A 23,638-nucleotide genomic window follows, 5' to 3' on the forward strand; every position below is an offset into this window, starting at 1 on the left:
CGATACCTCGCAGAGGTCTCGTTGGTTAAGACCGGGGCTGACACCGGAAAGTTTCACGGTCGACCAGAATTGTTTTCGATGGCCGCCACGGCGCGTGGCTAAGCTTGATGTCGGACATGCGCCGCCGATCGCAGGCAAAAAAAACCCCGGTCACGAGTGGCCGGGGCTAGAAGGGAATAAACCCGCTCAGGGAGGGGAAGCGGGTGATACCTCGCAGAGGTCTCGTTGGTTAAGACCGGCCCACGCCAGGGAAAGTTTCACCGCCCGCCAGACTTTTTTGCGTTGGTCGCCGCGCGTTGGCGTCGCGCTGTTTTCGGGTCCACCTGCAGCGGCAGGTACAGCTCCAGCCGGTCGCCATCGGCGAGCGGCGTGTCCGTGCCGACGGTCCGTCCGAACAGGCCCAGCGTCCGGCCTTCGGTCAGCGCCAGATCGAAGGCCGCAAGTGCATCGCGGGCCGTGGCGCCGACTGGCAATTCAGCCTGAATGATCCGGTAGTCGGCCCCGTCCGGGCAGGCAATCTCGACCCGGATCAGCTCAGCGGCGGCCATGCAGCGCATCCGCGCGGCGACAGAACGAATCCACCAGCCCATCCGCCACCACGCCCAGTACCGGGCCCAGCGCCATACCCAGCAGCCGGCCGGCCAGTGCGTAGGCGATGTGAAAGCCGACCCGCGTCTGCGGCCGTGCCGCGGCTTCCCCAAGGTCATCGAAGGTCCAGACGGCGTGAAAGCGGCTGAACGGCCCTTCCACCAGGCGCAGCTCCACGCGCCGATGCGGTTCGAGCAGATTGCGAGTGGTGACACGCTTGTGCAGCCCGGCCATCGCCATGTCGAGGCTGGCCAGCATGACCGAATCATCCTGCTGCAGCACGCGAGCCGACGCACACCAGGGCAGGAACTGCGGATATGACTCCACATCGTTCACCAGGCTGAACATCTCCTCGGCCCGATGCGCCACCACCACCGACTTGCGTATTTCCCGAACCGCCGACATCCGCCCTCGTACCCTCGTTGCGCGGCGACCATGCCACCGGCGCATGATAGCGGACCGCTCCGGCTGGCCCCCGGCGCGGCGCCGATCGGCCATCCCCTACAATGCCCGCCCGCTCCTGTCCGCGATCCGCCCATGTCCAGCGCACCTTCCGCCACCATCATCGTCAACAAGAAGGCGCGCTTCGACTATCACCTCGAAGACCGCTTCGAGGCCGGCATCGCGCTCGAAGGCTGGGAGGTCAAGAGCCTGCGCGCCGGGCGCGTGCAGCTGGTCGACAGCTACGTGATCATCAAGAACGGCGAGGCCTTCCTGCTGGGCGCCATCATCACGCCGCTCCCCACCGTCTCTACCCACTACGTGCCCGAGCCGCGGCGCACCCGCAAGCTGCTGCTGCACCGCGAGGAGCTGAACAAGCTGATCGGCGCCGTCGAGCGCAAGGGTTACACCCTGGTGGCGCTGGCCATGTACTGGAAGCGCGGCAAGTGCAAGGTGGAAATCGGCCTGGCCAAGGGCAAGCAGACGCACGACAAGCGCGACAGCGAGCGCGACCGCGACTGGCAGCGCGAGCGGGGGCGGATACTGAAGTCGTCCAAGCGTTAGGGAGATGCCGTCGGAACACTGTGGGAGCCCGGCCGTGCCGGGTGATGATGGCGCGTTTCCTGGGCGCGGAAAATGTTTCGCCTGGCCGGGAACCGCGACCAGGCGTACCATGTCTTACACACCGATCACATGGGGGCGACCTGGCTTCGACGTGGGTTGCGAAACCTGAGGTGCATGCCGAGGTGCAGTGACCTCGTAAATCACTCTGCAAAACTTTAGTTGCCAACGACGACAACTACGCACTCGCTGCTTAAAACCCAGTAGGGTGCCGTCTGACCGGATGTGCTTGTGCGTTCGGGGTTCAGGCGTCGACACACACAAGCTCGCGGCAAGGCAGGCCTGGGGCCGACCCGCTAAAACCTTTCAGGATCGCTGGCTGTTTTCCCTGCCCGTCGGGTAGCAGTCGGCTAAAACAATAGACTGGGATAAGCATGTAGAGCCAACGGCAGAGGACTTGCGGACGCGGGTTCGATTCCCGCCGCCTCCACCAATAACGAAACCCCAACCGTTCTCGGTTGGGGTTTTTTCTTGCCCGATCGCGCCGGTTCCCGCGTGTTGTTGGGGGTTCCTGCGGAAGCCTGCGGACTTCGCCAGCCGCCCGAATCGTCCGCTCCAGGCCACATTCCACTCTCTCCCGGCCATTCCTCGCTCCGGCCTTGCTCCCTGAAACTGACCCGAAGTCCGCAAAGGCCGCGACCGCACCCATTACAGATCAATGGGTTACGAGCGGACGAATCAAGCGGTTGGATTGGGGTATTGGCAGGTAACCATCGGGTCGCACTACAGTGTCGGACCATTGTCTCGCCGACGCTCACCCATGCGCCTCCCAACCGAAACCCCGATAGCAACGGCTGAAAGTTTCAGGTACGTCATCAGGCCTTCACCGGCCAGGTCATTTAACCATTGAGGTTGCGTCGGAAATGCTCCACCTAGCGCAGCAACAAGGCAAGCAAGGGCGGCGAAAGCAAACCCCCATAGCAGTCCATGACGCCAGGCTACCAGGGCCGTAGCGAAGGCGTACGGAAATATAGAACGAACAGGTGACCCGCCCAAAACACTCCATGCGAGAACGGCCAACAACACCCCGATCGCCACGAGCAAGTTGCGAGACACAAGGTTTCGCCTTAACAAGTAAGTGCGCATACCAATTCAACTCTCCTTGGATTTAGACATTCGTCATGCATCTTCCGACGGGTCATTTGGATAAGGGGGGCGTCCGACTCTCGAGTGCCGTATCGATCCAAGACTGAAGCTCACTCCAGCAAAAGCGCCAGACTCCGCCAAGCTTGAAGGCGGGCAACTTGCCCTCTCTAACAAGGCTGTAGACAGTTCGCGGCGTCACTTTCAGGTAGTCGGCGACCTGTTCAAGGGTAAGAATTTCCAGCATCTGTTCTTTCATACAACTCTGATGTGCATTGACTAACACGCTGTGGGTTTGCCGGCGACTTTCGCGCACTCTCAGCCCCCCGAAGTTCTCAAGGAGTATCGAAGATGGTAGAATTTTCCTAGATTTTCCATCTTTCTGTGACTGACCGCAAGTCATCAGGTTTCAGTGCTCGCAAGCTCACAGATTGGCAACAAGGGAAAGGAGCCTATGACGAATCCGACATCCGAAGATCGTTCACCAGCATGGCACAACTTGTCCGTAGAGCATGTTGGTGCTCACCTGGAAACCAGCTTGACCGGCCTGGATGAGAACGAAGCACAAGGGCGTCTTGCAAAGCAAGGCCCCAATCGACTGCCTGAAGCTGCGCGCCGATCCGCTGTGGTGCGCTTCCTGCTCCATTTCCACAACGTGTTGATCTACGTTTTGATTGGCTCAGCAGCAATCACTGCATTTCTCGGGCATTGGGTTGATACGGGTGTCATCCTGGCGGTGGTGATTGCCAATGCGGTGATTGGATTCGTGCAGGAGGGCAAAGCTGAACAAGCCATGGACGCGATACGCCACATGCTGGCCCCTCGCGCCAACGTCATTCGCAATGGCACACGCATCAGCATTGCCGGAGAGCAGCTTGTGCCAGGCGATGTGGTGATACTGGAGGCAGGCGACAAGGTGCCTGCCGACATGCGCCTGTTCACTGCGCATGGTGTGTCCATTCAAGAGGCCATCCTGACGGGCGAATCCGTACCTGTCGAGAAAAACACCCACACCGCCGCAGAAGACGCTGCGCTGGGGGATCGCACCTGCATGGCGTTTTCCGGCACCTTGGTCACCAGCGGCCAGGCTAAGGGCGTGGTCGTCGCCACCGGCGCCCATACCGAGATCGGGCACATCAGCGGCTTGCTGTCCGAGGTGCAGACCCTCACCACCCCCTTGGTCAAACAGATGGGGGCGTTTGCCCAGTGGCTGACCGTATTCATCTTGCTGATTGCGGTGCTGTTGCTGGTCTATGGCTACTTCGTGGGTCATCATGAATTTTCCGAACTGTTCATGGCGGTGGTCGGCCTGTCGGTGGCGGCCATTCCCGAAGGCCTTCCCGCCGTGTTGACCATCACACTGGCCGTGGGTGTGCAGGCCATGGCGCGAAGAAATGCAATCGTTCGTCGTTTGCCCGCTATAGAAACCTTGGGCTCCGTATCGGTCATTTGCACCGACAAGACCGGCACTTTGACCCGCAACGAGATGATGGTGGCATCCGTGCTGACCCACCGGCATCGCTTCTCTCTGGAGGGAGATGGCTATGCCCCTACTGGTGCATTGCGACTTGACGATATAGAGGTGTCTCCATCAGAGCACCAGGTGCTTGAAGAACTGGCCCATGCTGCCGCGCTTTGCAATGACGCAGCCGTGCACCAGAAAGACGGTGTCTGGCATGTAGAGGGTGATCCCATGGAGGGCGCCCTGTTGGCCTTTGCCGGCAAGATGGATATTGATCCACGCAAGACGCAAGCACAGTGGACTCGTACGGATGCCATTCCATTTGATGCAAAACACCGGTTCATGGCCACGCTGCATCACGATCATGATTGCCACGCCTTCGTGTTCGTCAAAGGTGCGCCGGAGCGAATAGTGAGCATGTGCCAAAACCAGCGCGGTGCAAGTAACCGCACCGAGCCGCTGGACACAGCCTATTGGAACCAAAGCGCGGAAAAAATCGCCGCGCAAGGCCAGCGCGTGCTGGCCTTTGCCATGCGACAGGTAGCCGCCGAACATACTGTTCTGGAGCATGGCGATGTGGAAGGCCCGCTGACCTTGTTGGGCATGGTGGGCATGATCGACCCGCCCCGCTCCGAGGCGATTGCTGCGGTGCGCGAATGCCACGGCGCAGGCATCCGAGTGAAGATGATCACCGGAGACCATGCCAAAACTGCTGCCGCAATCGGTAAGCAGATCGGCTTGCAAAATACCGACACCGTGCTTACCGGGGCGGATCTGGACGCGATGAATGATGGCGCCCTGCAACAAGCCGCGTTGCACTGCGACATCTTTGCCCGCACCAGCCCCGAGCACAAGTTGCGGTTGGTGATGGCGCTGCAGGCGCATGGCCTGACGGTAGCCATGACAGGCGATGGGGTCAACGACGCGCCGGCACTCAAACGCGCCGACGCCGGGATCGCCATGGGGAACAAAGGGTCAGAGGCTGCCAAGGAGGCCGCTGAGCTGGTACTGGCTGATGACAACTTTGCCTCTATCGTCGCCGCTGTACGAGAAGGTCGAACGGTCTATGACAACATCCGCAAAGTGATCAGTTGGACTTTGCCCACGAACGCTGGCGAGGCAATGACCATTGTGGCTGCTCTGTTGTTGGGATTGACCTTGCCCATCACTCCGGTGCAGATCCTGTGGGTCAATCTGATCACCGCAATCACGCTGGGCATTGCCCTGGCTTTTGAGCCCACAGAGAAGGGCACCATGTTGCGGCCACCGCGCGCGCGCAGCGAGCCGCTATTGAGTGGCGCCCTGGTGTGGCACATCGTGCTGGTAGCGATTCTGTTTCTGTGTGGGGTCTACGGTATTTACGCCTACGCCATCGATCGCGGTTATTCCATCGAATTGGCCCGTACGCTGGCCGTGAATACGCTGGTGGTCATGGAGATATTCCACCTGTTCTTTATCCGCAATTTCTATAGCACGTCTTTGAATTGGAAAGCGGTACGAGGCACAAGGGTGGTTTGGGCCGTGGTTGTCGTCATTACGGCAGCGCAGTTCGCTATCACCTATCTTCCCCCTCTACAGGCAGTGTTCGCGACCGAGTCGGTGCCATTTCTGGACGGGCTATTGGTTGTTGCCATTGGTGTGGCGCTGTTTGCCATCATCGAAACAGAAAAACAGATTCGGCTTCACCTTCGCGACATCAACGTACGCAACTCGGAGATATTGCGAGCCAAGGATTAGTCATATATCACGCCTGACCGGAGTTACTGAATGCCGCATGACGTCAATTTAATTGCCACTATCGCCGCCGGCTTCGGTCTAGCCATGGTGTTTGGATTCTTAGCTGCACGGTTTCGGATGCCGCCACTGGTTGGTTATCTTCTTGCCGGCATCATGATCAGCCCCGCCACGCCAGGCTTTGTCGCGGATGTGGGTCTCGCCGGGCAGCTCGCAGAGATTGGCGTGATGCTGCTCATGTTCGGTGTCGGTCTCCATTTCTCTCTTGATGACCTGATGGCCGTGCGACGTATTGCCATCCCGGGCGCTATTGTCCAAATTGCGGCTGCGGTAGCCCTTGGCATGGCGACAGCTTCTTTTTGGGGTTGGAGCATTGGCGCATCCTTGGTGTTCGGACTTTGTCTCTCTGTCGCCAGTACTGTCGTACTGCTGCGCGCACTAGAGGCCAAGGGACTGCTCAAATCGATCAATGGTCAGATAGCCGTAGGCTGGCTCATCGTTGAAGACCTTGTGATGGTGCTGGTCTTGGTGCTGTTGCCAGCCCTCGCAGGTGTGTTGACTTCTGCAGGCACATCTTCACAAGCCATTACACCTACAAACGAAATTTGGCAGGCAGTAGGCATCACGTTGGCGAAAATTTCGGCTTTCATTGTGCTGATGCTGGTCGTGGGACGAAGAGTTCTTCCTAAAGTATTGTGGTTGGTCGCACGTACCGGTTCCAAGGAACTCTTCACTTTGACTGTGGTGGCAATTGCCGTGGGAGTGGCTTTTGGTGCCGCAAAACTGTTTGACGTTTCTTTCGCGCTTGGTGCCTTCTTCGCCGGAATGATGATGCGTGAGTCCGAGTTCAGCCATCGAGCTGCGGACGAGTCCCTTCCGCTGCGCGACGCGTTTGCGGTGCTGTTCTTCGTATCCGTGGGGATGCTGTTCGATCCGAATGTAATCTTGACTCAACCTGTGAAGTTGCTCGCGGTAGTGGCGATCATCATGATAGGCAAAACGCTTGCAGCGGTTGTACTAGTTCTTCTTTTTCGCTATCCGCTGAACACTGCCTTAACAGTCGGCGCCAGCCTTGCACAAATCGGTGAGTTTTCTTTCATCCTGGCCGGTCTTGGCGTCGCACTAGGTCTACTACCGGTCGAAGGACAAAGCCTGGTGCTTGCCGGTGCGCTGATCTCTATAGCCGCCAACTCAGCCATTTTCGCGGCCATAGAGCCGATGCAACAATGGATTCGGTCGCGATCCGCACTGGCACGCCGACTCGAGCAGAGAGCGGACCCGTTGGCTGAGCTGCCCATGACTACCGATCAATCATTACTGACGGGGCAGGTGCTTTTGGTGGGTTATGGGCGCGTCGGCAAACGGATTGGCAACTCGTTACGAGAACGACAAGTTCCCTTCGTAGTGGCAGAGCAGAACCGTGAAGTTGTCGACGCACTAAGGCAGGATGGGATTCCGGCAGTCAGTGGTGAAGCCGCAACCCCTGAAGTATTGATTCAGGCGCACGTTGCACGGGCTGCGATGCTAGTCATTGCGATCCCGGATACGATCAATGTTCGCAAAATGGTCGAGATTGCTAAAACGCTCAATCCGTCAATCTCCGTCGTCTTGCGTACACATAATGAGGAAGAAGCAGAACTTCTCAGAAAGGAAAGCCTGGGCACAGTGTTTCTGGGCGAGCACGAACTGGCGCATGGCATGACGTCGCACATCCTGCTCCATCTTCAATCTCATGGCAAAGCCGTTCCGGAGCCTGTCGCCGTTACCGCTTACGCGAAGAGCGGAGGCAATGCTTGATGGAACATTTTTCCCAAGTGCTGCTCTTGCTGGGCGTCGCCGTGTCGGTTGTTGTTGCATTCAACCGATTCCACATCCCAAGCAGCCTTGGTTACTTGCTTGTTGGATTGATACTCGGGCCACACACACTCGGGCCTGTGATCGACATCCCGCAGATAAAATCCCTTGCCGAGTTCGGCATTGTGTTTCTTCTGTTTACGATTGGATTGAATTTCTCGTTGCCGCAAATTCATGCCCTGCGGCATCAAGTCCTAGGCCTTGGCACGGGCCAAGTCCTCTTCACCACCGTCATCGTTGGTCTGGTCGCTTGGTGGGCGGGGCTCACTCCTGTTGCGGCATTCGTTGTTGGCGCAGTTTTCGCGCAGTCTTCGACAACGATCATTGGCAAGCAACTTGCGGAGCAAGGCGAGGAAAACAGCCGCCATGGAAAACTCGGGCTTGCGATGTCGGTATTTCAGGATGTCACGGCCGTACCTTTTGTGGTGGTTATCCCAGTTCTCGGTATGGCCGTGGGCGCAGAACTGGTGCTAGGCGCGTTGGGATGGGCACTCACCAAAGCACTTCTGGCATTCGGTTTGGTTTTCTTTGTAGGTCGCTGGCTCCTTCGTCCCGTCTTCCATTTCATCGCGGAGCGTCGCTCTGCGGAAATCTTTACGTTGACAGTCCTGCTCGTTGCGTTGCTATCTGCGTGGACGACCGAAAGTTTGGGCTTGTCCCTTGCATTCGGCGCATTCTTGGCGGGAATGGTGCTTGGTGAAACAGAGTTTCGGCATCAGGTGGAGTCAACAGTTCGGCCGTTCAGAGATGTCTTGCTAGGCCTTTTCTTTATTGGGATAGGTATGTTGTTCGACCCGGCGAGCCTTCCTAGTATCTGGCACTGGGCGCTCATCGGAGCCATAGTCTTACTAGTAAGCAAGACACTCCTAGTCTCGGCTATGGTGAGGAAAACAGGGACCGACCGGCTAACGGCATGGCGCACCGGATTATTGCTCGCAGTCGGCGGTGAATTTGGATTTGCACTGTTAGCTATCGCGCTTGCCGCAAATGTGATCGATGTATTCCTGGGCCAGATTGCACTTACGTCTGTACTTTTTTCGATGATCGCTGGTCCATTTATCATTCGCTACAACCATGCCATTGCTAGCCGACTCACGCGAGACATGCCTCAAGTAGGCGATTCGGGCACAAGTCCGACATTACAGCCTGGTACAAGTGCGCAATTGGAGGGGCATGTAATAATTTTTGGCTACGGCCGTATCGGCCAGAGCGTTGCACACCTGCTTGATGCGGAGAGCATTCCTTACATTGCGCTTGATCTCGACTCAGCGCGCGTACGCCAGGCTCACGCTGCGGGAGAACCTGTTTTCTACGGTGATGCGACTGATCGCAGTATGTTGGATTTGCTAGGCCTTGACCGAGCACGGCTCGTCATCATCAGCCACGATGATGTCGCCGCATCCCTGAAGATTCTCGAGTATCTACGTGTGGCCCGACCTGAACTGCCTGTAATGGTTCGCACGCGCGACGAGAGTCGTGTAGCCGAATTGCAGAAAGCGGGCGCCACTGAAGTTGTGCCTGAAACGCTCGAGGCCGGCTTGATGATCGCATCGCAATCGTTGCTGTTACTTGATGTCTCGCCATCACAAGTGATGCAACGCATTCAGGAGCAACGATCCGGGAAGTATCGATTGATTCGTGAGTTCTTCCGGGGCGACACGCTGACTGAGACAGGTACCAATGGCGGCGAAGACCACCTACGTTCATTTGAGATCTCGCCAGACTGTAAATCCATTGGTAAACAGCTGGCCGAGCTTTACCTGGGTGGCGCCACAGTCACTGCGATTGTTCGATGTGGTGAGCGCCGCGTAATGCCACCATCAGATACACGCATTGCGGCAAACGACGTTCTGGTGATCTATGGCTCGCTGGAGGAGTTACAGCTTGCCGAGAGAACTATTCTCTACAAATGACAGCGGCTTGCGCCATTTTCCACCGCCCTACACTGAACAAATCACGAACCATCATCGAAAGGAGACTTTACAATGGCCGAACTCAAAAACATCCTGGCTGCCACTGATTTGTCGAGCAATTCGTCTCAGGCAATCGACAGAGGTTTTTTGCTCGCCAAGGCGAGCGGCGCTCACTTCACCATCATGCATGCGGTTGGCATAGATGCCCTGGCGCCGTTACGTGAGTTGTTGGGCGACAATGCTGATGCCGTGTCTGAAAAGATTCTGGAGGAGGCGACCGGACGGCTGTCAGAATTTGTGTCCGATTCACCAGTGAAAGACGATGTTCCTGCAGAACTGCATATCGAGCGAGGTTTGGCAGGCTCAGTGATTCCTGTTTTTGTGGAGAGCGAGGGAACCGACCTTATCCTGTTGGGCGCACACGGGAGTGGTTTCCTGCAACGTATGCTGCTGGGATCAACTGCATCGCGGCTTCTGCGCAAGAGCAAATGTCCAGTATTGGTGGTTAAGCAGGAAGCTCACAAGGCATACAAGCGTGTTCTGATTGCTGTGGATTTCTCGCCGGGGTCAGAAGCCACCATTCGAATCGCACGCGAAATTGCGCCGAGTGCGGATATTGTCTTGCTACATATTTTTGACGTTCCCTTTGAGGGGAAAATGCAGTATGCAGGCGTGAGTGAGGATTTAATCCATCAGTATCGGATTGAAGCCCGTGCCCGAGCGACACAACAGTTGCACGAGTTGGCCGAGTCGACCGGTTTGGCGACCGGAGACTATTCAGGGCTGGTCATTCATGGCGATGCCACCCGCAGTATCATTGAACTTGAAGAAAAGTATAGGTGCGACCTCGTCGTCATGGGCAAACATGGAACCCATGTCACTGAGGAACTTCTGCTCGGCAGTGTGACAAAGCGAGTGCTTGCAGAGTCTCGGAGCGACGTGCTCGTCGTAGTCGACAAGCGCCAGCCGGACATTCTGCGTATCACCCCTTGAGTCGGCTGATAACGGCGGTGTCATTTTTTACGTTTGGGCTAGCCGCACCCGCTGCTCATCCCACAGCGCTGGCGGATCAACCGCCAGATCAAACAGCGTGACGTGGTTCGGCAATGCGTCGTCCAGGATGGCCGCTACGATGTCGGGTGCCAGCGTGGTGAGGTTGACCATCCGGCTGACGTAGCTGTTGTCGATTCCTTCCCGCGTAGCGATCTCCTTCAAGGACTTCGCATCTCCTGACTCCAGCATCGCCAGCCAGCGGTGGCCCCTGGCCAGCGCCAGTTGGATGGAGGTCGGCGCCACATCCCACGGTCTGACCGGCGCAGTCTCACCGTTCGGCAGGGTGACCAGCTTGCGGCCACTGCGGCGCTTGATCTGGATCGGCACCGACAAGGTCAGCCTGCCGTCGCTGGTCTGCAGGATGTCGGGCTCGCCGGTCTTCTGGATGCGGATGTCGCTCATGCCAGCGCTTCCTCTTGTTGCTCGACCGGCTCGGGGCGCAGTTCCAGCACCAGGCGTTCGATGCCGTTGGCGCGCAGCCGCACTTCGAGATCGTTCGGCGACACGATGACCTTCTCGACCAGCAACTTCACGATCCGGGTCTGTTCGGCCGGGAACAGCTGATCCCAAATCGCGTCAAGCCGGCTCATCGCCACGGTGATCTTCGCTTCGTCCAAGGTTGGATCGAGCTTGATCGCTTGCGGCAGTGAACCGCCCCGGCTTTCCCGGAGGCTCATTCCCTTGAGAGGATAGAGCCATGAGAAAGTCAGCGAAGTTTTCCCCTGAGGTACAGGAGCGAGCAGTCCGGATGGTGCTGGAGCACCAGGGCGAGCACGGTTCGCAGTGGGCGGCGATCAGTTCGATCAGTGCCAAGTTCGGCTGTACGGCCGAGACGCTGCGGCGCTGGGTGCGACAGGCGGAGCGTGACCGGGGCCTGCGGCCTGGCACCACGACCGCCGAGGCCGAGCGCCTGAAGCAGCTGGAGCGCGAGAACCGCGAGTTGCGACAGGCCAACGAGATCCTGCGCAAGGCCAGCGCGTATTTTGCCCAGGCGGAGCTCGACCGCCGGTTCAAGCCATGACGGCGTTCATCGACGAACACCGCGACGTCTACGGGGTCGAGCCGATCTGCAAGGTGCTGCCGATCGCTCCGTCGACGTACTACACGCAGGCGGCGCGGCGCGCCGATCCGCAGCTGCGGCCGAATCGCGCCTGGCGAGACGATGTCTTGTGCCAGGAGGTCCGCCGGGTCTGGGATGAGAACCAGCAGGTTTACGGCGTGCGCAAGGTCTGGAAACAGCTGCGTCGGGAGGGTTATCAGGTGGCGCGCTGCACGGTGGAGCGGCTGATGCGGCGGCTTGGACTGCGGGGCGTGATCCGCGGCAGGACAGTCAAGACCACGGTCAGCGACAAGGCCACGCCGTGCCCGCTGGACAAGGTCAACCGGCAGTTCCGCGCCGAGCGCCCGAACGCGCTGTGGGTCAGCGACTTCACCTACGTCTCGACCTGGCAGGGCTTCGTCTACGTGGCGTTCGTGATCGACGTGTACGCCCGCCGGATTGTGGGCTGGAAGGTGTCCAGTTCGGCGCGCACCGACTTCGTCCTGGATGCGCTGGAGCAAGCCCTGCACGCGCGCCGACCGACGCAAGGCGGGCTGATCCACCACAGCGACCGCGGCGTGCAGTACGTGTCGATCCGCTACACCGAGCGGCTGGCCGAGGCCGGCATTGAACCCTCGGTCGGTAGCGTCGGCGACTCCTACGACAACGCCTTGGCCGAGACGATCAACGGGCTGTACAAGGCCGAAGTCATCCATCGGCGGTCCTGGCGGACCCCGCAGGACGTCGAACTGGCCACGCTCGATTGGGTGGACTGGTTCAACCACAAGCGCTTGCTGGGGCCGATCGGCGACATCCCCCCGGCCGAAGCCGAAGCGAACTACTATCAGCAGACCTGCGAGCTCGCCACGGCGGCGTGACTCACACCAACGAGTCTCCGGGGTTACCGGGGCGGTTCACCAGCGCAATCTGCTGAAGCAGGTTTTCGAGGGGTTTGTCGGCTGGCTTGGTCATGTGCGTCTCCTTGTGGCGTCGTGGATGGTGATGGCATGAACGCGCTGTTCCGGAGGGAAGCCAAGCTCAATCCAGAGGAATGACGATCAAATGATTGAAGGGGCCACCGGTTCTCACCATGGGCATTTCGATACGCGCTTACGCCCGGCACCGTGGCGTGACCGACACTGCTGTTCACAAGGCGATTCGCGCCGGGCGCATCACGCCGGAGGCTGACGGAACCATTGATGCCGAACGGGCGGATCGCGAGTGGGCGCGCAACTCCGATGTGCCCAAGGCAGGTACCCGCGCCAAGGCGGCCAAGGTGGTCGTGCCGGACGCCAGCACACCGCCGAACGATGGACCTGCCGCCTTACCCACTGGCGGCACGTCGTTGCTCCAGGCCCGCACGGTCAATGAAGTGGTCAAGGCGCAAACCAACAAGGTGCGACTGGCCCGCCTGAAAGGTGAACTGGTCGATCGCCCATCAAAGGTGTCGCGCGCGGCGCGGCACTGATCGGGACCCCCACCGCAGTGGATATTTCCAAGGGCGGCAAGAAGCTGCGCCGAGGCATCAAGGTGTTCTCGGTCGCCGTCGGCATTGCCAAGCTCGAGCTCTACAACAACCTGCGCAAATCGGCGGAGGTGGCCGAGGACGGTATCACCGCGATCTATCCGGCCGGATTCATCCATCTGCCACATGTGGACGCGGAGTTCATCCAGCAGCTTTGCGCGGAACAACTCATCACCCGACGCGACCGGAATGGCTTTCCCATCCGGGAGTGGCAAAAGATGCGCGAGCGTAACGAGGCGCTGGACTGCTACGTCTACGCCCGCGCAGCCGCTTCAGCGGCGGGACTGGATCGCTTCGACGAACGCCATTGGCGCGAGCTGGAGCGACAACTGGGGATGGCAGATCCGCCCGACCCCGTGACCACCACAACGACTGACGAGGCCACCCAACGCGGTGGCCTCGCCGTTTCTGGGCCAGGTCGCCGCGCACGCCAGTTGGTGCGCAGCCGCTGGCTCTCCTGATCGACAAAGGACACCTGTCGCTCGTTCAGTGGCGTGGTCGCCCAGCGCTGCCAGAACCGCGCCTTGGTCAGCACGGCGTCGAGCGTGTGCTGTGCCTGATCGACGGCGCGATGGAGCGTGTCGAGGAACCAGGCAAGCCACTCGGTGACATCCATCGACCTTTTTTGCGTCCGCTCCAGGATGTCGTAGTAGGCCTTGCGTTCGCGCTGGATCTGCGCCGACAGGCTGTAGAAGCGTTGCGGGCTGCCGTCGGCGCGCGCCAGCAGCAGATCGCCGATGGCACGGGCGATACGGCCATTGCCGTCGTCGAACGGGTGCAAGGTGACGAACCACAGGTGACCAAGCCCGGCCTTGAGCAGCGGCAGGTCGTTCGATGCGCCATTGACCCAGTCGAGGAATCGGCTTGTTTCAGCTTCCAGACGATCGGCCGGCGGCGCCTCGAAATGCACCTTCTGGCGGCCGATGGGGCCGGACACCACCTGCATCGGGCCGCTGGCATCGTCGCGCCAGCCGCCAATCTTGATCTTGGCAAGGCCGGAGTAGCCTGTAGGAAACAGCGCGGCATGCCAGCCGAACAGTCGCTCCCGCGACACCGGTGCCTGACAGTTGGCGGTGGCATCGAGCACCATCTCGACCACGCCCTCGACGTGCCGATCCACCGGGGCCAGGGCGCCGATGTCCACGCCCAATCGGCGCGCGATGCTCGAACGCACGGATTCGACGTTGAGCTGCTCGCCCTCGATCTCGCTGGTCTTGACCACGTCTTCGGTGAGCGCGGCCAGGCTGGCCTGATCGCGCAGCGCCATGCCCACGTCGGCCAGACGGCCCATCAAGAGCCCCTGGGCGCGACTGACCTCGGCCATAGGGCCAGCCAGTGCTGCCAGGTCGAAGTGCCAGTTCGGCCAGTCGTTGGACTGCCAGATGTAGTTGTAATCGCCGCTATTCATGCGGAGATCATGAGCCGCAATCCCCGCATGCGCAAGTTATTCGCCGTAGCATATGCGGTGATAGAGGGCGCCATTCGCCGCCGACAGATACTATGCCTTCGTGATAGCATCCCGTTACCACAACTGGGAGCCCAGGCATGCGCACAGTGATTGGCATCCGTCCGGCCAAAACCGGCCGTCGGGCAGTCGATGACGCCAGCAATCCCACGCCCACCGTCTGGTTCGATTCCTGGCGGCAGATGGCCAGCTTGCTGTCGGACGAAAACCGCGCGTTGCTGCGCCTGATGCGGGAACGGCAACCCCGCACGGTGCTGGAGCTGGCCGAATGGTCCGGCCGCGCGGCCAGCAACCTGTCGCGCACCCTGCGTCACCTGGAGCGCCACGGCCTGGTCAAGCTGCACCGCAGCCCGGACTCTCGCGCCGTGCGCCCGGAAGCGCTGGCCACCGAGTTTCTGGTCGTGCTGGATTGAGTGGAGGGGAGCAAGGATGGTGTTCGAGGTGTGTTGCGACGAAGCCAATCCGGATGAATCGAGATTCGTGATCGGTGTGCGCGACAACTTGACCGGAAACCCCTGCTTTCGGTCGGCGCTGCGCCACCGGCGGAGAGCGTGCTCGTGACGGTCGTCCAGAAAAAACAAAGGCTGCTGATTCGCTACGCGCGTTCAGCGGCCGAGACCCCGACGGGTTCAAAGCCGATAGGCAGTGAAGTCGGCGCGCGAGCGCATCCCGAATGGCCTGTTTGTCAAGCCAGGCCGGCTTTGGCTCAAGAAAAGCAACGAGACCCTGCATGCCTACATTGAACTGGATCGGCAAGGAAGCCGTCGTCAAACACCACAAGGACGTGCCGCTGCGCCTGCTGGAGCCGGTGCCGGAGCTGTCCTGCGGCGCGGCGGATGCCGGCACCGAAGGGGGGACGCCGCACAACCTGATCGTGCAGGGCGACAACCTGCACGCGCTGAAAGCCTTGCTGCCGCGCTACGCCGGCAAGGTGAAGTGCATCTACATCGACCCGCCGTACAACACCGGCAACGAGGGCTGGGCCTACAACGACAACGTCAACAGCCCCGAGATTCGCAAGTGGCTGGGCGAGGTGGTCGGCAAGGAAGGCGAGACGCTGGACCGGCACGACCGCTGGCTGTGCATGATGTATCCGCGGCTGGTGTTGCTGAAGCAGTTTCTGCGCGAGGACGGCATTCTTTTTATCTCAATTGATGATAACGAAGTGCATAACCTTCGCAGCTTGGTTGAGGAAGTTGGTGGCTTAAATTTTGTCGGCTGTATTGTTTGGGAGCGCAAACGAAAAGGCTCCCACCTGTCGAAAAAACTAACGAAAAAAACCGAGTACATCCTGGCATATAGCCAGAGAGGTGAAGATATAGAATTAGTCGGGGAAGATGTTGGCGTGGACGAGGATTTCCCGCTTGTAAAAAGAACCAACGGCATTAAGGATTTACATATCCCAAGCGACAAAATGGGGCCCACACGCTTGCCGGATGGCGTGTATGCGCAAGGGAGATACGGAAGAGGTGGCACAGCAGTCGAACTTCTATCAGATTTTTCCGTTTACGGTGGGGCCTTTGTCACTGACGTCCATATCCGTGGCCCTTTCGTTTGGACACAGGAGAACTTGGATCGAGAGCTTGCTTCCGGGGGGCGATGCTTCTTGCGCACAAGGAATATGTCTCTACGTGCAGTGAAGGGAATAGACAACCAAGGGCAAAAAGGACTGAGCAGCCTGCTTACCAAAGACGTTGGCACTAATGAAGATGCCTCTTCAGAATTGGCCGCGATACTTTCAGCAGACCTAAATACGGTTTTTCAGTACTCAAAGCCGTCTAGCCTTGTGAAAACATTAATCCGAGCGGCCACCTATTTTAATAAGGATGCGATCATTCTGGATTCATTCTCAGGGTCCGGGACTACAGGCCATGCAGTCCTCAAGCAAAACGCCGAAGACGGCGGCAACCGTCGCTTCATCCTGGTCGAGATGGACGACAACATCGCCCGCACCGTCACCGCCGAGCGCGTGCGCCGTGTTGCCACCGGCTACACCAAAGGCGCCCTCTCCCCCAGCTCCTCTCCCGCAACCGGGCGAGGGGAGAAGGTGGTCGCGGGTCTCGGCGGCGGCTTCCAGTTCTGCCGCCTGTCCGCCGAGCCGCTGTTCGATGCCGACGGCCAGATCCGCGCCGACGTGCGCTTTGCCCAACTGGCCGAGTTCGTCTGGTTCGCCGAAACCGGTACCGGCTACACGGGCCAGGCCGATTCGCCGCTGATCGGCGTGCACGAGGGCCGCGCCATCTACCTGCTCTACAACGGCATCCTCAAGGACCGTTCGGTGGCCGGCGGGAACGTGCTCACCGGCCCGGTGTTCGACCTGCTGCCCAGGTTCGCCGGGCCGAAAGTGATCTACGCCGCCGCCAACCGCATGGGCGGGCGCGCCGCGCGCGAGGGCATCACCTTCAAGCAGACCCCGTACGCGCTGGAGGTATAAATGAAAAAGCCTTTCGAGTATTGCCGGGACGAGGATTTGCGCGGCTCGCTGAACGCTTTATTGCGGGCTGCCAGAAAGGCGCAAAATACGGCTTACGCGCAGCGCGGAATCATTACTCGCGCGAATGAAGCACTGGAGGTATCCATGAACACGAAAGAATTGATCGACACGGCCCTGAAACTGCCGCCCGACGAGCGTTTCGCGTTGATCGACGAACTCCTGCACAGCCTCGATCGGCCCGATCCCGATCTGGATCGCATCTGGATCGAGGAAGCCGAGCGACGGCTGGCGGCTTACCGCTCGGGTCGGGTGCGGGGCATTCCAGCGGAGGACGTCGTAGGGCCGTTCTGATGCGCTTTGAATTTTCACCCGAGGCGCAGGCCGAATTCAGTGATGGCGAAAGCTACTACGAACGGCAAGTGCCAGGGTTGGGGGCGCGCTTTCGCGCCGACGTGCGGGATGCCTTGAAGCGCCTGGGCCATTGGCCGCTGGCCGCTCCAGTCGAGCGTGGCCAGATTCGCCGCATGATCCTGAGCCGCTTTCCATACAAGCTGCTCTATGCGGTCGAGACCGACCATATCTACATCATCGCGGTCGCGCACCTGCACCGCGCCCCGGACTACTGGATCGAGCGGGACGCACCATGACGACCTTTACGCCCAAGGTCTACCAGCAGCAGGTGCTGGGCAGCGTGGAGGCCTACTTCAAGTCCTGCCACGAACTGCCGTCGCCGTCGATCGCCTTCACCGCCACCACCGAGCGCCTGTGGGGTCGCGGCAATCCATACAACCCGCTATCGGGCTTCCCGGCCGACATGCCGTACTTCTGCCTGCGCGTGCCCACCGGCGGCGGCAAGACCTGGCTGGCCGCCAGGAGTGTTCAGCTTGCCAACACGCATCTGCTGCGCTGCGAGCACAGCGTGATCCTGTGGCTGGTGCCGAGCAAACCGATCCGCGAGCAGACGCTGCGCGCCCTGCGCGACCGCCTGCACCCGTACCACAGGGCGCTGCGCGAGGCCGGGCCAGTCACGGTGCTGGATCTGGACGAGGCCAAGAGCGTCACCCGCGCCACGCTGGATACCTCGACCACGATCATCGTCGCCACCCGGCAGGCGTTTCAGGTGGAGGACGAGGAATCGCGCAAGGTGTACCAGAGCAGCGGCGCGCTGATGCACCACTTCGAGCACCTGGCGCCGGCCCAGCGGGCGCAGCTGTTGACCGAGGGCGCGGGCGCCGACCAGACCGTGCCGTGTTCGCTGGCCAATGTGCTGCGGCTGCGCCGGCCGTTCGTGATCGTGGACGAGGCGCACAACAGCCGCACGGAACTGGCCTTCGACATGCTGGCGCGCTTTCGCCCCAGCGGCGTGCTGGAACTGACCGCCACGCCCGACCTGGAACGCACGCCGTCCAACGTGCTGCACAGCGTCTCCGCCGCCGAGTTGAAGGCGGAGGAAATGATCAAGCTGCCGGTGGTGCTGGAAACCGAGCCGAACTGGCAGCAGTGTCTGGCCGACGCCATCGGCCGGCGCGAGGCGCTGCAACAGCTCGCCGAGCACGAACAGCGCGCCGGTGCCGCGTACCTGCGCCCCATCGTGCTGATTCAGTCCGAACCGCGCCGGGCCGGCGTGGACACGCTGGATTTCGAGCGTGTGCGCAGCGAGCTGATCACCAACCACCGCATTCCGGCGGAGCAGATCGTCGTCGCCACCGGCGAGGAAAAGGGCCTGGAGCGGATCGACGCCGATTACAAGCTGGGCATTGCCGACCCGGCCTGCCCGGTGAAGTTCGTCATCACGCAGAAGGCGCTGGCCGAGGGCTGGGACTGCCCGTTCGCCTACATTCTGGTCAGCATGGCCTCGCTGTCGTCGGCCACGGCGGTGGAGCAATTGCTCGGGCGGGTGTTGCGGCAACCGGGCGCCAGTCACCGCCAGGCCGGGGCGCTGAATCAGTCCTATGCCTTCGTGGTGTCGCGCAACTTCGCCGAGACGGCGAGTGCGCTGCGTGACCGTCTGGTAACGGGCGCCGGTTTCGAGCGGCGCGAGGTGGCGGAGTTCGTCACCGCCGCCAAGGACGATCAGGCGCGGCTGGATTGGGAGGGCCACGCCGGGCGCGTCATGGTGCGGCCGGTGGCGATCACGCTGACCGAGAAACCCGACCTCACGAGCGTGCCCAAGCCGGTGCGCGACAAGGTGAGTTGGGACGGCGAGCGGAGCACGTTGACCATCAGCAAGCCACTGACGGAGGACGAAACCGAATTCCTCAAAGCGTCGGTCAGGTCGGAAATCGCAGCGGCGGCGATTGTGGAAGCCGCCCAGATCAGCCGCACCGCGGCCATCGAGTTCTTCCACACGCCGGCCGAACTGGGCGAGCGCTTGCGCGTGCCACAGCTTGCCCTGCGGGTGCAGGGCGAACTGCAATTGTTCGACGACCCGGAGGTGCTGGAGTACCCGTGGGACCTGTCGCCCTTCGACGCCAGGCCGACCAACGAGGATCTGCTGGCCCTGGACGGCAACCTGAAAGTGTCCGAAGGCGGCGAGATCGACGTGGACGACGCGAGCGGCAAGGTCGTTTCGCGCTTCCTGCCCGATCTGCAACGCGATCTGGGGCTGGTCTATCAACCCGAGAACTGGGATGAAGTGCGTCTGGCCACCTGGCTGTGCCGCAACCTGCCCGAGCAATCGCTCACCCACGCCAGCAAGCAGGCCTTCGTCGCCGCGTGGATCACCGATTTGCTGCGCCGGGATGGATTCACGCTGGCGCGCGCCAATCTGCAGAAATTCCTGATCCGCAATCGGCTGGAAGCGCGCATCCGTGATCTGCGTCGCCAGGCGGTCGGCAAGGCCTTCCAGCAGACGCTGTTCGGCGAGGATGCGGCCTCGCGCGTGGCGGTGACCGATCGATACGCCTTCGAGTTCAACCCGCACGCCTACGCACCCAGCCGCGAATACGACGGCCGTTTCGGGCACTTCGATTTCCGTCGGCACTTCTACGGCCGCATCGGCGACTTCGACAGCAAGGAAGAGTTCGAATGCGCCTGCTGGCTGGACATGCAGGCGCACAAGGGCCGCATCCGGTTCTGGGTGCGCAATCTGGTGCGGCGTGAAGGCAGTTCGTTCTTCCTGCAGAAGGCTGACGGGCGTTTTTATCCGGATTTCCTGTGTCAGCTGCCCGGCACCGCGGACCAGCCGGGCCCGATCCTGGCCGTCGAGTACAAGGGCGCGGATCGCTGGGCGGGAGCCGAAGACGACCGCCTGATCGGCGGCCTGTGGGCGAGTCTGTCCGAGGGGCGCTGCCGCTTCGTGATGGTCAAGGACAGGCGGTGGGAGTGGATCGAGGGGTGTTTCTGATGGCTAAGAAACCAACAAGACCCTACCACCACGAGTGTCGATCCGTCCGCTCCTCCGCTGCTGATTACCTGACCTTTGTGGCTGCCACCGGGGCGGTGGCGTTGAGGCCGTCTATGCCGACGAGAGCATCTGGCTGACCCAGAACATGATGGGGGTGCTCTACGACGTGGAAACACACGCCACCAATTACCAAGTGGTTGCCGACCGGGACGGCAAAAATACCCGGGAGCGCACCCGCGCGGATCGCCGTCGAGTGTCCCAATACACAATCTTTTGATAGCTTTTGTTCCAGGCTTCTTCATATACTCAACCGGCTTGGCACTCAGGGTGGGGTTGATGCCCCGTCAACAACATAAGGGGTACTGAACCGCCCCGGCTTTCCCGGAGGCTCATTCCCTTGAGAGGATAGAGCCATGAGAAAGTCAGCGAAGTTTTCCCCTGAGGTACAGGAGCGAGCAGTCCGGATGGTGCTGGAGCACCAGGGCGAGCACGGTTCGCAGTGGGCGGCGATCAGTTCGATCAGTGCCAAGTTCGGCTGTACGGCCGAGACGCTGCGGCGCTGGGTGCGACAGGCGGAGCGTGACCGGGGCCTGCGGCCTGGCACCACGACCGCCGAGGCCGAGCGCCTGAAGCAGCTGGAGCGCGAGAACCGCGAGTTGCGACAGGCCAACGAGATCCTGCGCAAGGCCAGCGCGTATTTTGCCCAGGCGGAGCTCGACCGCCGGTTCAAGCCATGACGGCGTTCATCGACGAACACCGCGACGTCTACGGGGTCGAGCCGATCTGCAAGGTGCTGCCGATCGCTCCGTCGACGTACTACACGCAGGCGGCGCGGCGCGCCGATCCGCAGCTGCGGCCGAATCGCGCCTGGCGAGACGATGTCTTGTGCCAGGAGGTCCGCCGGGTCTGGGATGAGAACCAGCAGGTTTACGGCGTGCGCAAGGTCTGGAAACAGCTGCGTCGGGAGGGTTATCAGGTGGCGCGCTGCACGGTGGAGCGGCTGATGCGGCGGCTTGGACTGCGGGGCGTGATCCGCGGCAGGACAGTCAAGACCACGGTCAGCGACAAGGCCACGCCGTGCCCGCTGGACAAGGTCAACCGGCAGTTCCGCGCCGAGCGCCCGAACGCGCTGTGGGTCAGCGACTTCACCTACGTCTCGACCTGGCAGGGCTTCGTCTACGTGGCGTTCGTGATCGACGTGTACGCCCGCCGGATTGTGGGCTGGAAGGTGTCCAGTTCGGCGCGCACCGACTTCGTCCTGGATGCGCTGGAGCAAGCCCTGCACGCGCGCCGACCGACGCAAGGCGGGCTGATCCACCACAGCGACCGCGGCGTGCAGTACGTGTCGATCCGCTACACCGAGCGGCTGGCCGAGGCCGGCATTGAACCCTCGGTCGGTAGCGTCGGCGACTCCTACGACAACGCCTTGGCCGAGACGATCAACGGGCTGTACAAGGCCGAAGTCATCCATCGGCGGTCCTGGCGGACCCCGCAGGACGTCGAACTGGCCACGCTCGATTGGGTGGACTGGTTCAACCACAAGCGCTTGCTGGGGCCGATCGGCGACATCCCCCCGGCCGAAGCCGAAGCGAACTACTATCAGCAGACCTGCGAGCTCGCCACGGCGGCGTGACTCACACCAACGAGTCTCCGGGGTTACCGGGGCGGTTCATACAGTCATGAAAACTGTTCGTTCAGCGGCGTTGCTAGGGGCGCTTTCGTTGGTCGGTTCGCCGGTCATCGCTGGCGACCTGTCCGATTCCATCCATAAAGCCATCGTGCACAACCCGGACGTGTTGGTCACGCAGGACGACGCGCGGGCCATCGAGCAGGACGTGCGCGAGGCCAAGGCCGGCTACCTGCCGCGTGTCGATGTGTATGCGGGTGTCGGCGGCGAGAAAAGCGACAACACCTCCACGCTGGCTGCGACCGGCAGACAGGGCTACCGCGGCCTGCATCGGGAAGAAAGCGGCATCAAGATCACGCAGATGCTGTTCGACGGCTTTTTCACCAAGAACGAAGTAGCCCGCCAGAAGGCCACCCTGCAGGCGGCGTCTTTCCGCGTGCTGGCGGCCGCCGAGGATGTCGGCCTGCGTGCCACGCAGACCTATCTGGACGTGCTGCGCCGCCAGGAACAGGTGGCACTGGCCAAGGACAACCTCGAAGCGCATCAGCGCGTGTACGACCAGATCCGCATGCGCAGCGAGCGTGGCGTCGGTCGCACGGCGGATACCGATCAGGCAGCCGGCCGTCTGGCCTTGGCGCGGGCCAATCTGGAAGCGCAGCAGGGCAACCTGCGCGACGCCGAGATCGCCTATGTGCGGGTGGTCGGGGAAATGCCAGCCGAACTGACCGCGCCGACCGTGCCTGCGGACAAGATGCCGGCGGATCTGCCGGGCCTGGTGGGCGAGGCGCGGGAAACCCATCCGACGCTGCTGTCCGCGGTGGCTGACATCGACGCCACCACAGCCCAGCACGAGCAGGCACGGTCCAATGATTTCCCCCGTTTCGACCTGGAATTGGGCGCCAGCCACAATGACAACATCGACGGCGTGCGCGGTGCGGACGAAGACCTGATCGCCATGGTGCGGATGAACTACAACATCTATCGCGGTGGCGCGGACCTGGCGCGCAAGCGTTCGACCGCCCATCGCATCACCGAGGCGAAGAACATCCGTGATCGTGCCGAAGACCAGGTGATCGAGGAAGCCAGCCTGTCCTGGAACGACTACCTGACCGCCCAGACCCGGCTGGAGTTGCTGCGTCTGCACGCCGACTCCGCCAACGCGACGCGGACCGCGTACCTGAAACAGTTCAACATCGGCCAGCGCACCCTGCTGGACTTGCTGGATACGGAAAACGAGCGCTTCGTCGCCGAGTCCAATTACATCGATGGCAAGTACCGCCTGATGTACGCCCACTACCGCATCTTCGGCAGCAAGGGCCAGTTGCTGGGCACCCTGGGCGTGACGCCGCCGGAGTTCGTCGGCGAGGAGTCGAACGGCGGCAGCTGATCGCCGCTGCAGGGTTACGCCACGAGGTGGCCTACTGTCGTTCCGAGCCGCACCGTACGCGGCTGC

The 23,638-nt window shown here is 61.1% G+C and carries 18 protein-coding genes, 1 other RNA gene, 4 pseudogenes and 2 other annotated features; of the genes and pseudogenes, 17 read left to right on the top strand and 6 right to left on the bottom strand.

Going from position 1 to position 23,638, the window contains the following annotated elements:
- Positions 1 to 257: 257 nt before the first annotated feature.
- Both PG2T_RS14085 and PG2T_RS14090 read right to left on the bottom strand, forming a co-directional pair.
- The gene (locus tag PG2T_RS14085) at positions 258 to 548 is read right to left on the bottom strand and encodes an RnfH family protein (RefSeq protein ID WP_068806885.1); all 291 of its coding nucleotides are present in this window, start codon (positions 546 to 548) and stop codon (positions 258 to 260) included.
- Positions 535 to 993, bottom strand: a complete 459-nt coding sequence (locus PG2T_RS14090) for a type II toxin-antitoxin system RatA family toxin (protein ID WP_068806888.1) — start codon at positions 991 to 993, stop codon at positions 535 to 537. Before PG2T_RS14090 ends, PG2T_RS14085 begins: the two co-directional genes overlap by 14 nt.
- 132 nt (positions 994 to 1,125) lie before the next feature.
- Here PG2T_RS14090 and smpB point away from each other — a divergent pair, with 132 nt between their 5' ends.
- Together smpB and ssrA are read left to right on the top strand one after the other, a co-directional pair.
- Positions 1,126 to 1,593 (top strand): SsrA-binding protein SmpB, encoded by a 468-nt coding sequence (smpB, locus tag PG2T_RS14095; RefSeq protein ID WP_068806891.1) that lies wholly within the window; start codon positions 1,126 to 1,128, stop codon positions 1,591 to 1,593.
- A gap of 131 nt (positions 1,594 to 1,724) precedes the next feature.
- Positions 1,725 to 2,083: a transfer-messenger RNA gene (gene ssrA / locus PG2T_RS14100) on the top strand.
- A gap of 705 nt (positions 2,084 to 2,788) precedes the next feature.
- Here the strand turns inward: ssrA and PG2T_RS14105 are convergent.
- Positions 2,789 to 2,992 (bottom strand): helix-turn-helix domain-containing protein, encoded by a 204-nt coding sequence (locus tag PG2T_RS14105; protein ID WP_068806894.1) that lies wholly within the window; start codon positions 2,990 to 2,992, stop codon positions 2,789 to 2,791.
- A 195-nt stretch (positions 2,993 to 3,187) separates the two neighbouring features.
- Here PG2T_RS14105 and PG2T_RS14110 point away from each other — a divergent pair, with 195 nt between their 5' ends.
- From PG2T_RS14110 to PG2T_RS14125, 4 genes are all read left to right on the top strand, one after another.
- Positions 3,188 to 5,932: a cation-transporting P-type ATPase gene (locus tag PG2T_RS14110; protein WP_068806897.1), complete on the top strand. Its 2,745-nt coding sequence runs from the start codon at positions 3,188 to 3,190 to the stop codon at positions 5,930 to 5,932.
- A gap of 30 nt (positions 5,933 to 5,962) precedes the next feature.
- Positions 5,963 to 7,726, top strand: a complete 1,764-nt coding sequence (locus PG2T_RS14115) for a cation:proton antiporter domain-containing protein (protein ID WP_068806900.1) — start codon at positions 5,963 to 5,965, stop codon at positions 7,724 to 7,726.
- Positions 7,726 to 9,696, top strand: a complete 1,971-nt coding sequence (locus PG2T_RS14120) for a monovalent cation:proton antiporter family protein (RefSeq protein ID WP_068806903.1) — start codon at positions 7,726 to 7,728, stop codon at positions 9,694 to 9,696. The genes PG2T_RS14115 and PG2T_RS14120 overlap by 1 nt, the downstream gene beginning before the upstream one ends.
- A 72-nt stretch (positions 9,697 to 9,768) precedes the next feature.
- Complete coding sequence (locus PG2T_RS14125; protein ID WP_068806908.1) at positions 9,769 to 10,689, top strand: universal stress protein; 921 nt, start codon at positions 9,769 to 9,771, stop codon at positions 10,687 to 10,689.
- 27 nt (positions 10,690 to 10,716) lie between these two features.
- Here PG2T_RS14125 and PG2T_RS14130 read toward each other — a convergent pair whose 3' ends face one another.
- Positions 10,717 to 11,151: a LacI family transcriptional regulator gene (locus PG2T_RS14130; protein ID WP_068806911.1), complete on the bottom strand. Its 435-nt coding sequence runs from the start codon at positions 11,149 to 11,151 to the stop codon at positions 10,717 to 10,719.
- Positions 11,148 to 11,405: pseudogene (locus PG2T_RS14135) on the bottom strand (recombinase family protein); the annotation flags it as partial. The pseudogene PG2T_RS14135 and the gene PG2T_RS14130, both read right to left, overlap by 4 nt.
- Before the next feature lie 41 nt (positions 11,406 to 11,446).
- On the opposite strand from PG2T_RS14135, the gene PG2T_RS14145 reads away from it, so the two are divergent.
- From PG2T_RS14145 to PG2T_RS17080, 3 genes and pseudogenes are all read left to right on the top strand, one after another.
- Positions 11,447 to 12,666 (top strand): IS3 family transposase gene (locus PG2T_RS14145; RefSeq protein ID WP_145931024.1). Its coding sequence is split into 2 segments (ribosomal slippage): positions 11,447 to 11,732 and positions 11,732 to 12,666, totalling 1,221 coding nucleotides; the frame shifts between segments, so codons are not numbered across the junction.
- Positions 11,725 to 11,841, top strand: a sequence feature (AL1L pseudoknot). (Overlaps the previous gene by 117 nt.)
- Positions 12,667 to 12,878: 212 nt before the next feature.
- A pseudogene (locus PG2T_RS14150) lies at positions 12,879 to 13,238 on the top strand (elements of external origin); the annotation flags it as partial.
- A 35-nt stretch (positions 13,239 to 13,273) separates the two neighbouring features.
- A pseudogene (locus PG2T_RS17080) lies at positions 13,274 to 13,558 on the top strand (terminase gpA endonuclease subunit); the annotation flags it as partial.
- Between the two features lie 8 nt (positions 13,559 to 13,566).
- Here the strand turns inward: PG2T_RS17080 and PG2T_RS14155 are convergent.
- Positions 13,567 to 14,721, bottom strand: coding sequence for a Fic family protein (locus PG2T_RS14155; RefSeq protein ID WP_068806917.1), 1,155 nt, complete (start codon positions 14,719 to 14,721; stop codon positions 13,567 to 13,569).
- A gap of 137 nt (positions 14,722 to 14,858) precedes the next feature.
- On the opposite strand from PG2T_RS14155, the gene PG2T_RS14160 reads away from it, so the two are divergent.
- From PG2T_RS14160 to PG2T_RS14195, 8 genes and pseudogenes are all read left to right on the top strand, one after another.
- A complete protein-coding gene (locus tag PG2T_RS14160; RefSeq protein ID WP_068806920.1) occupies positions 14,859 to 15,191 on the top strand; it encodes an HVO_A0114 family putative DNA-binding protein in 333 nt (110 codons plus the stop codon).
- A 317-nt stretch (positions 15,192 to 15,508) separates the two neighbouring features.
- Positions 15,509 to 17,212: a site-specific DNA-methyltransferase gene (locus tag PG2T_RS14165; protein ID WP_068806923.1), complete on the top strand. Its 1,704-nt coding sequence runs from the start codon at positions 15,509 to 15,511 to the stop codon at positions 17,210 to 17,212.
- Positions 17,213 to 17,563, top strand: coding sequence for an addiction module protein (locus PG2T_RS16505; protein ID WP_202816360.1), 351 nt, complete (start codon positions 17,213 to 17,215; stop codon positions 17,561 to 17,563).
- Positions 17,563 to 17,859 carry a type II toxin-antitoxin system RelE/ParE family toxin gene (locus PG2T_RS14175; protein WP_068806929.1) on the top strand — a complete coding sequence of 99 codons (297 nt, stop codon included), beginning with the start codon at positions 17,563 to 17,565 and terminating at the stop codon, positions 17,857 to 17,859. Before PG2T_RS16505 ends, PG2T_RS14175 begins: the two co-directional genes overlap by 1 nt.
- On the top strand, positions 17,856 to 20,558 hold the full coding sequence (locus PG2T_RS14180; RefSeq protein WP_068806932.1) for a DEAD/DEAH box helicase: 2,703 nt from the start codon (positions 17,856 to 17,858) through the stop codon (positions 20,556 to 20,558). Before PG2T_RS14175 ends, PG2T_RS14180 begins: the two co-directional genes overlap by 4 nt.
- A pseudogene (locus PG2T_RS17085) lies at positions 20,558 to 20,754 on the top strand (hypothetical protein); the annotation flags it as partial. The gene PG2T_RS14180 and the pseudogene PG2T_RS17085, both read left to right, overlap by 1 nt.
- Positions 20,755 to 20,971: 217 nt before the next feature.
- Positions 20,972 to 22,191 (top strand): IS3 family transposase gene (locus PG2T_RS14190; protein WP_145931024.1). Its coding sequence is split into 2 segments (ribosomal slippage): positions 20,972 to 21,257 and positions 21,257 to 22,191, totalling 1,221 coding nucleotides; the frame shifts between segments, so codons are not numbered across the junction.
- Positions 21,250 to 21,366 (top strand) — a sequence feature (AL1L pseudoknot). It overlaps the preceding gene by 117 nt.
- A gap of 46 nt (positions 22,192 to 22,237) precedes the next feature.
- Positions 22,238 to 23,572, top strand: coding sequence for a TolC family outer membrane protein (locus PG2T_RS14195; protein ID WP_068806935.1), 1,335 nt, complete (start codon positions 22,238 to 22,240; stop codon positions 23,570 to 23,572).
- The last annotated feature ends 66 nt before the right edge of the window (positions 23,573 to 23,638 follow it).

Source organism: Immundisolibacter cernigliae (assembly GCF_001697225.1).
Taxonomy (GTDB): Bacteria; Pseudomonadota; Gammaproteobacteria; order Immundisolibacterales; family Immundisolibacteraceae; genus Immundisolibacter; species Immundisolibacter cernigliae.

Bases quoted from the DNA above. Each gene is read 5' to 3' on its own strand.
- PG2T_RS14160 (WP_068806920.1), top strand. From the start codon at position 14,859: ATGCGCACAGTGATTGGCATCCGTCCGGCCAAAACCGGCCGTCGGGCA.
- PG2T_RS14165 (WP_068806923.1), top strand. From the start codon at position 15,509: ATGCCTACATTGAACTGGATCGGCAAGGAAGCCGTCGTCAAACACCAC.
- PG2T_RS14085 (WP_068806885.1), bottom strand. From the start codon at position 548: ATGGCCGCCGCTGAGCTGATCCGGGTCGAGATTGCCTGCCCGGACGGG.
- PG2T_RS14115 (WP_068806900.1), top strand. From the start codon at position 5,963: ATGCCGCATGACGTCAATTTAATTGCCACTATCGCCGCCGGCTTCGGT.
- PG2T_RS14105 (WP_068806894.1), bottom strand. From the start codon at position 2,992: ATGAAAGAACAGATGCTGGAAATTCTTACCCTTGAACAGGTCGCCGAC.
- PG2T_RS14090 (WP_068806888.1), bottom strand. From the start codon at position 993: ATGTCGGCGGTTCGGGAAATACGCAAGTCGGTGGTGGTGGCGCATCGG.
- PG2T_RS14180 (WP_068806932.1), top strand. From the start codon at position 17,856: ATGACGACCTTTACGCCCAAGGTCTACCAGCAGCAGGTGCTGGGCAGC.
- PG2T_RS14110 (WP_068806897.1), top strand. From the start codon at position 3,188: ATGACGAATCCGACATCCGAAGATCGTTCACCAGCATGGCACAACTTG.
- PG2T_RS14130 (WP_068806911.1), bottom strand. From the start codon at position 11,151: ATGAGCGACATCCGCATCCAGAAGACCGGCGAGCCCGACATCCTGCAG.
- PG2T_RS16505 (WP_202816360.1), top strand. From the start codon at position 17,213: ATGAAAAAGCCTTTCGAGTATTGCCGGGACGAGGATTTGCGCGGCTCG.
- PG2T_RS14175 (WP_068806929.1), top strand. From the start codon at position 17,563: ATGCGCTTTGAATTTTCACCCGAGGCGCAGGCCGAATTCAGTGATGGC.
- PG2T_RS14155 (WP_068806917.1), bottom strand. From the start codon at position 14,721: ATGAATAGCGGCGATTACAACTACATCTGGCAGTCCAACGACTGGCCG.
- PG2T_RS14125 (WP_068806908.1), top strand. From the start codon at position 9,769: ATGGCCGAACTCAAAAACATCCTGGCTGCCACTGATTTGTCGAGCAAT.
- smpB (WP_068806891.1), top strand. From the start codon at position 1,126: ATGTCCAGCGCACCTTCCGCCACCATCATCGTCAACAAGAAGGCGCGC.
- PG2T_RS14120 (WP_068806903.1), top strand. From the start codon at position 7,726: ATGGAACATTTTTCCCAAGTGCTGCTCTTGCTGGGCGTCGCCGTGTCG.
- PG2T_RS14195 (WP_068806935.1), top strand. From the start codon at position 22,238: ATGAAAACTGTTCGTTCAGCGGCGTTGCTAGGGGCGCTTTCGTTGGTC.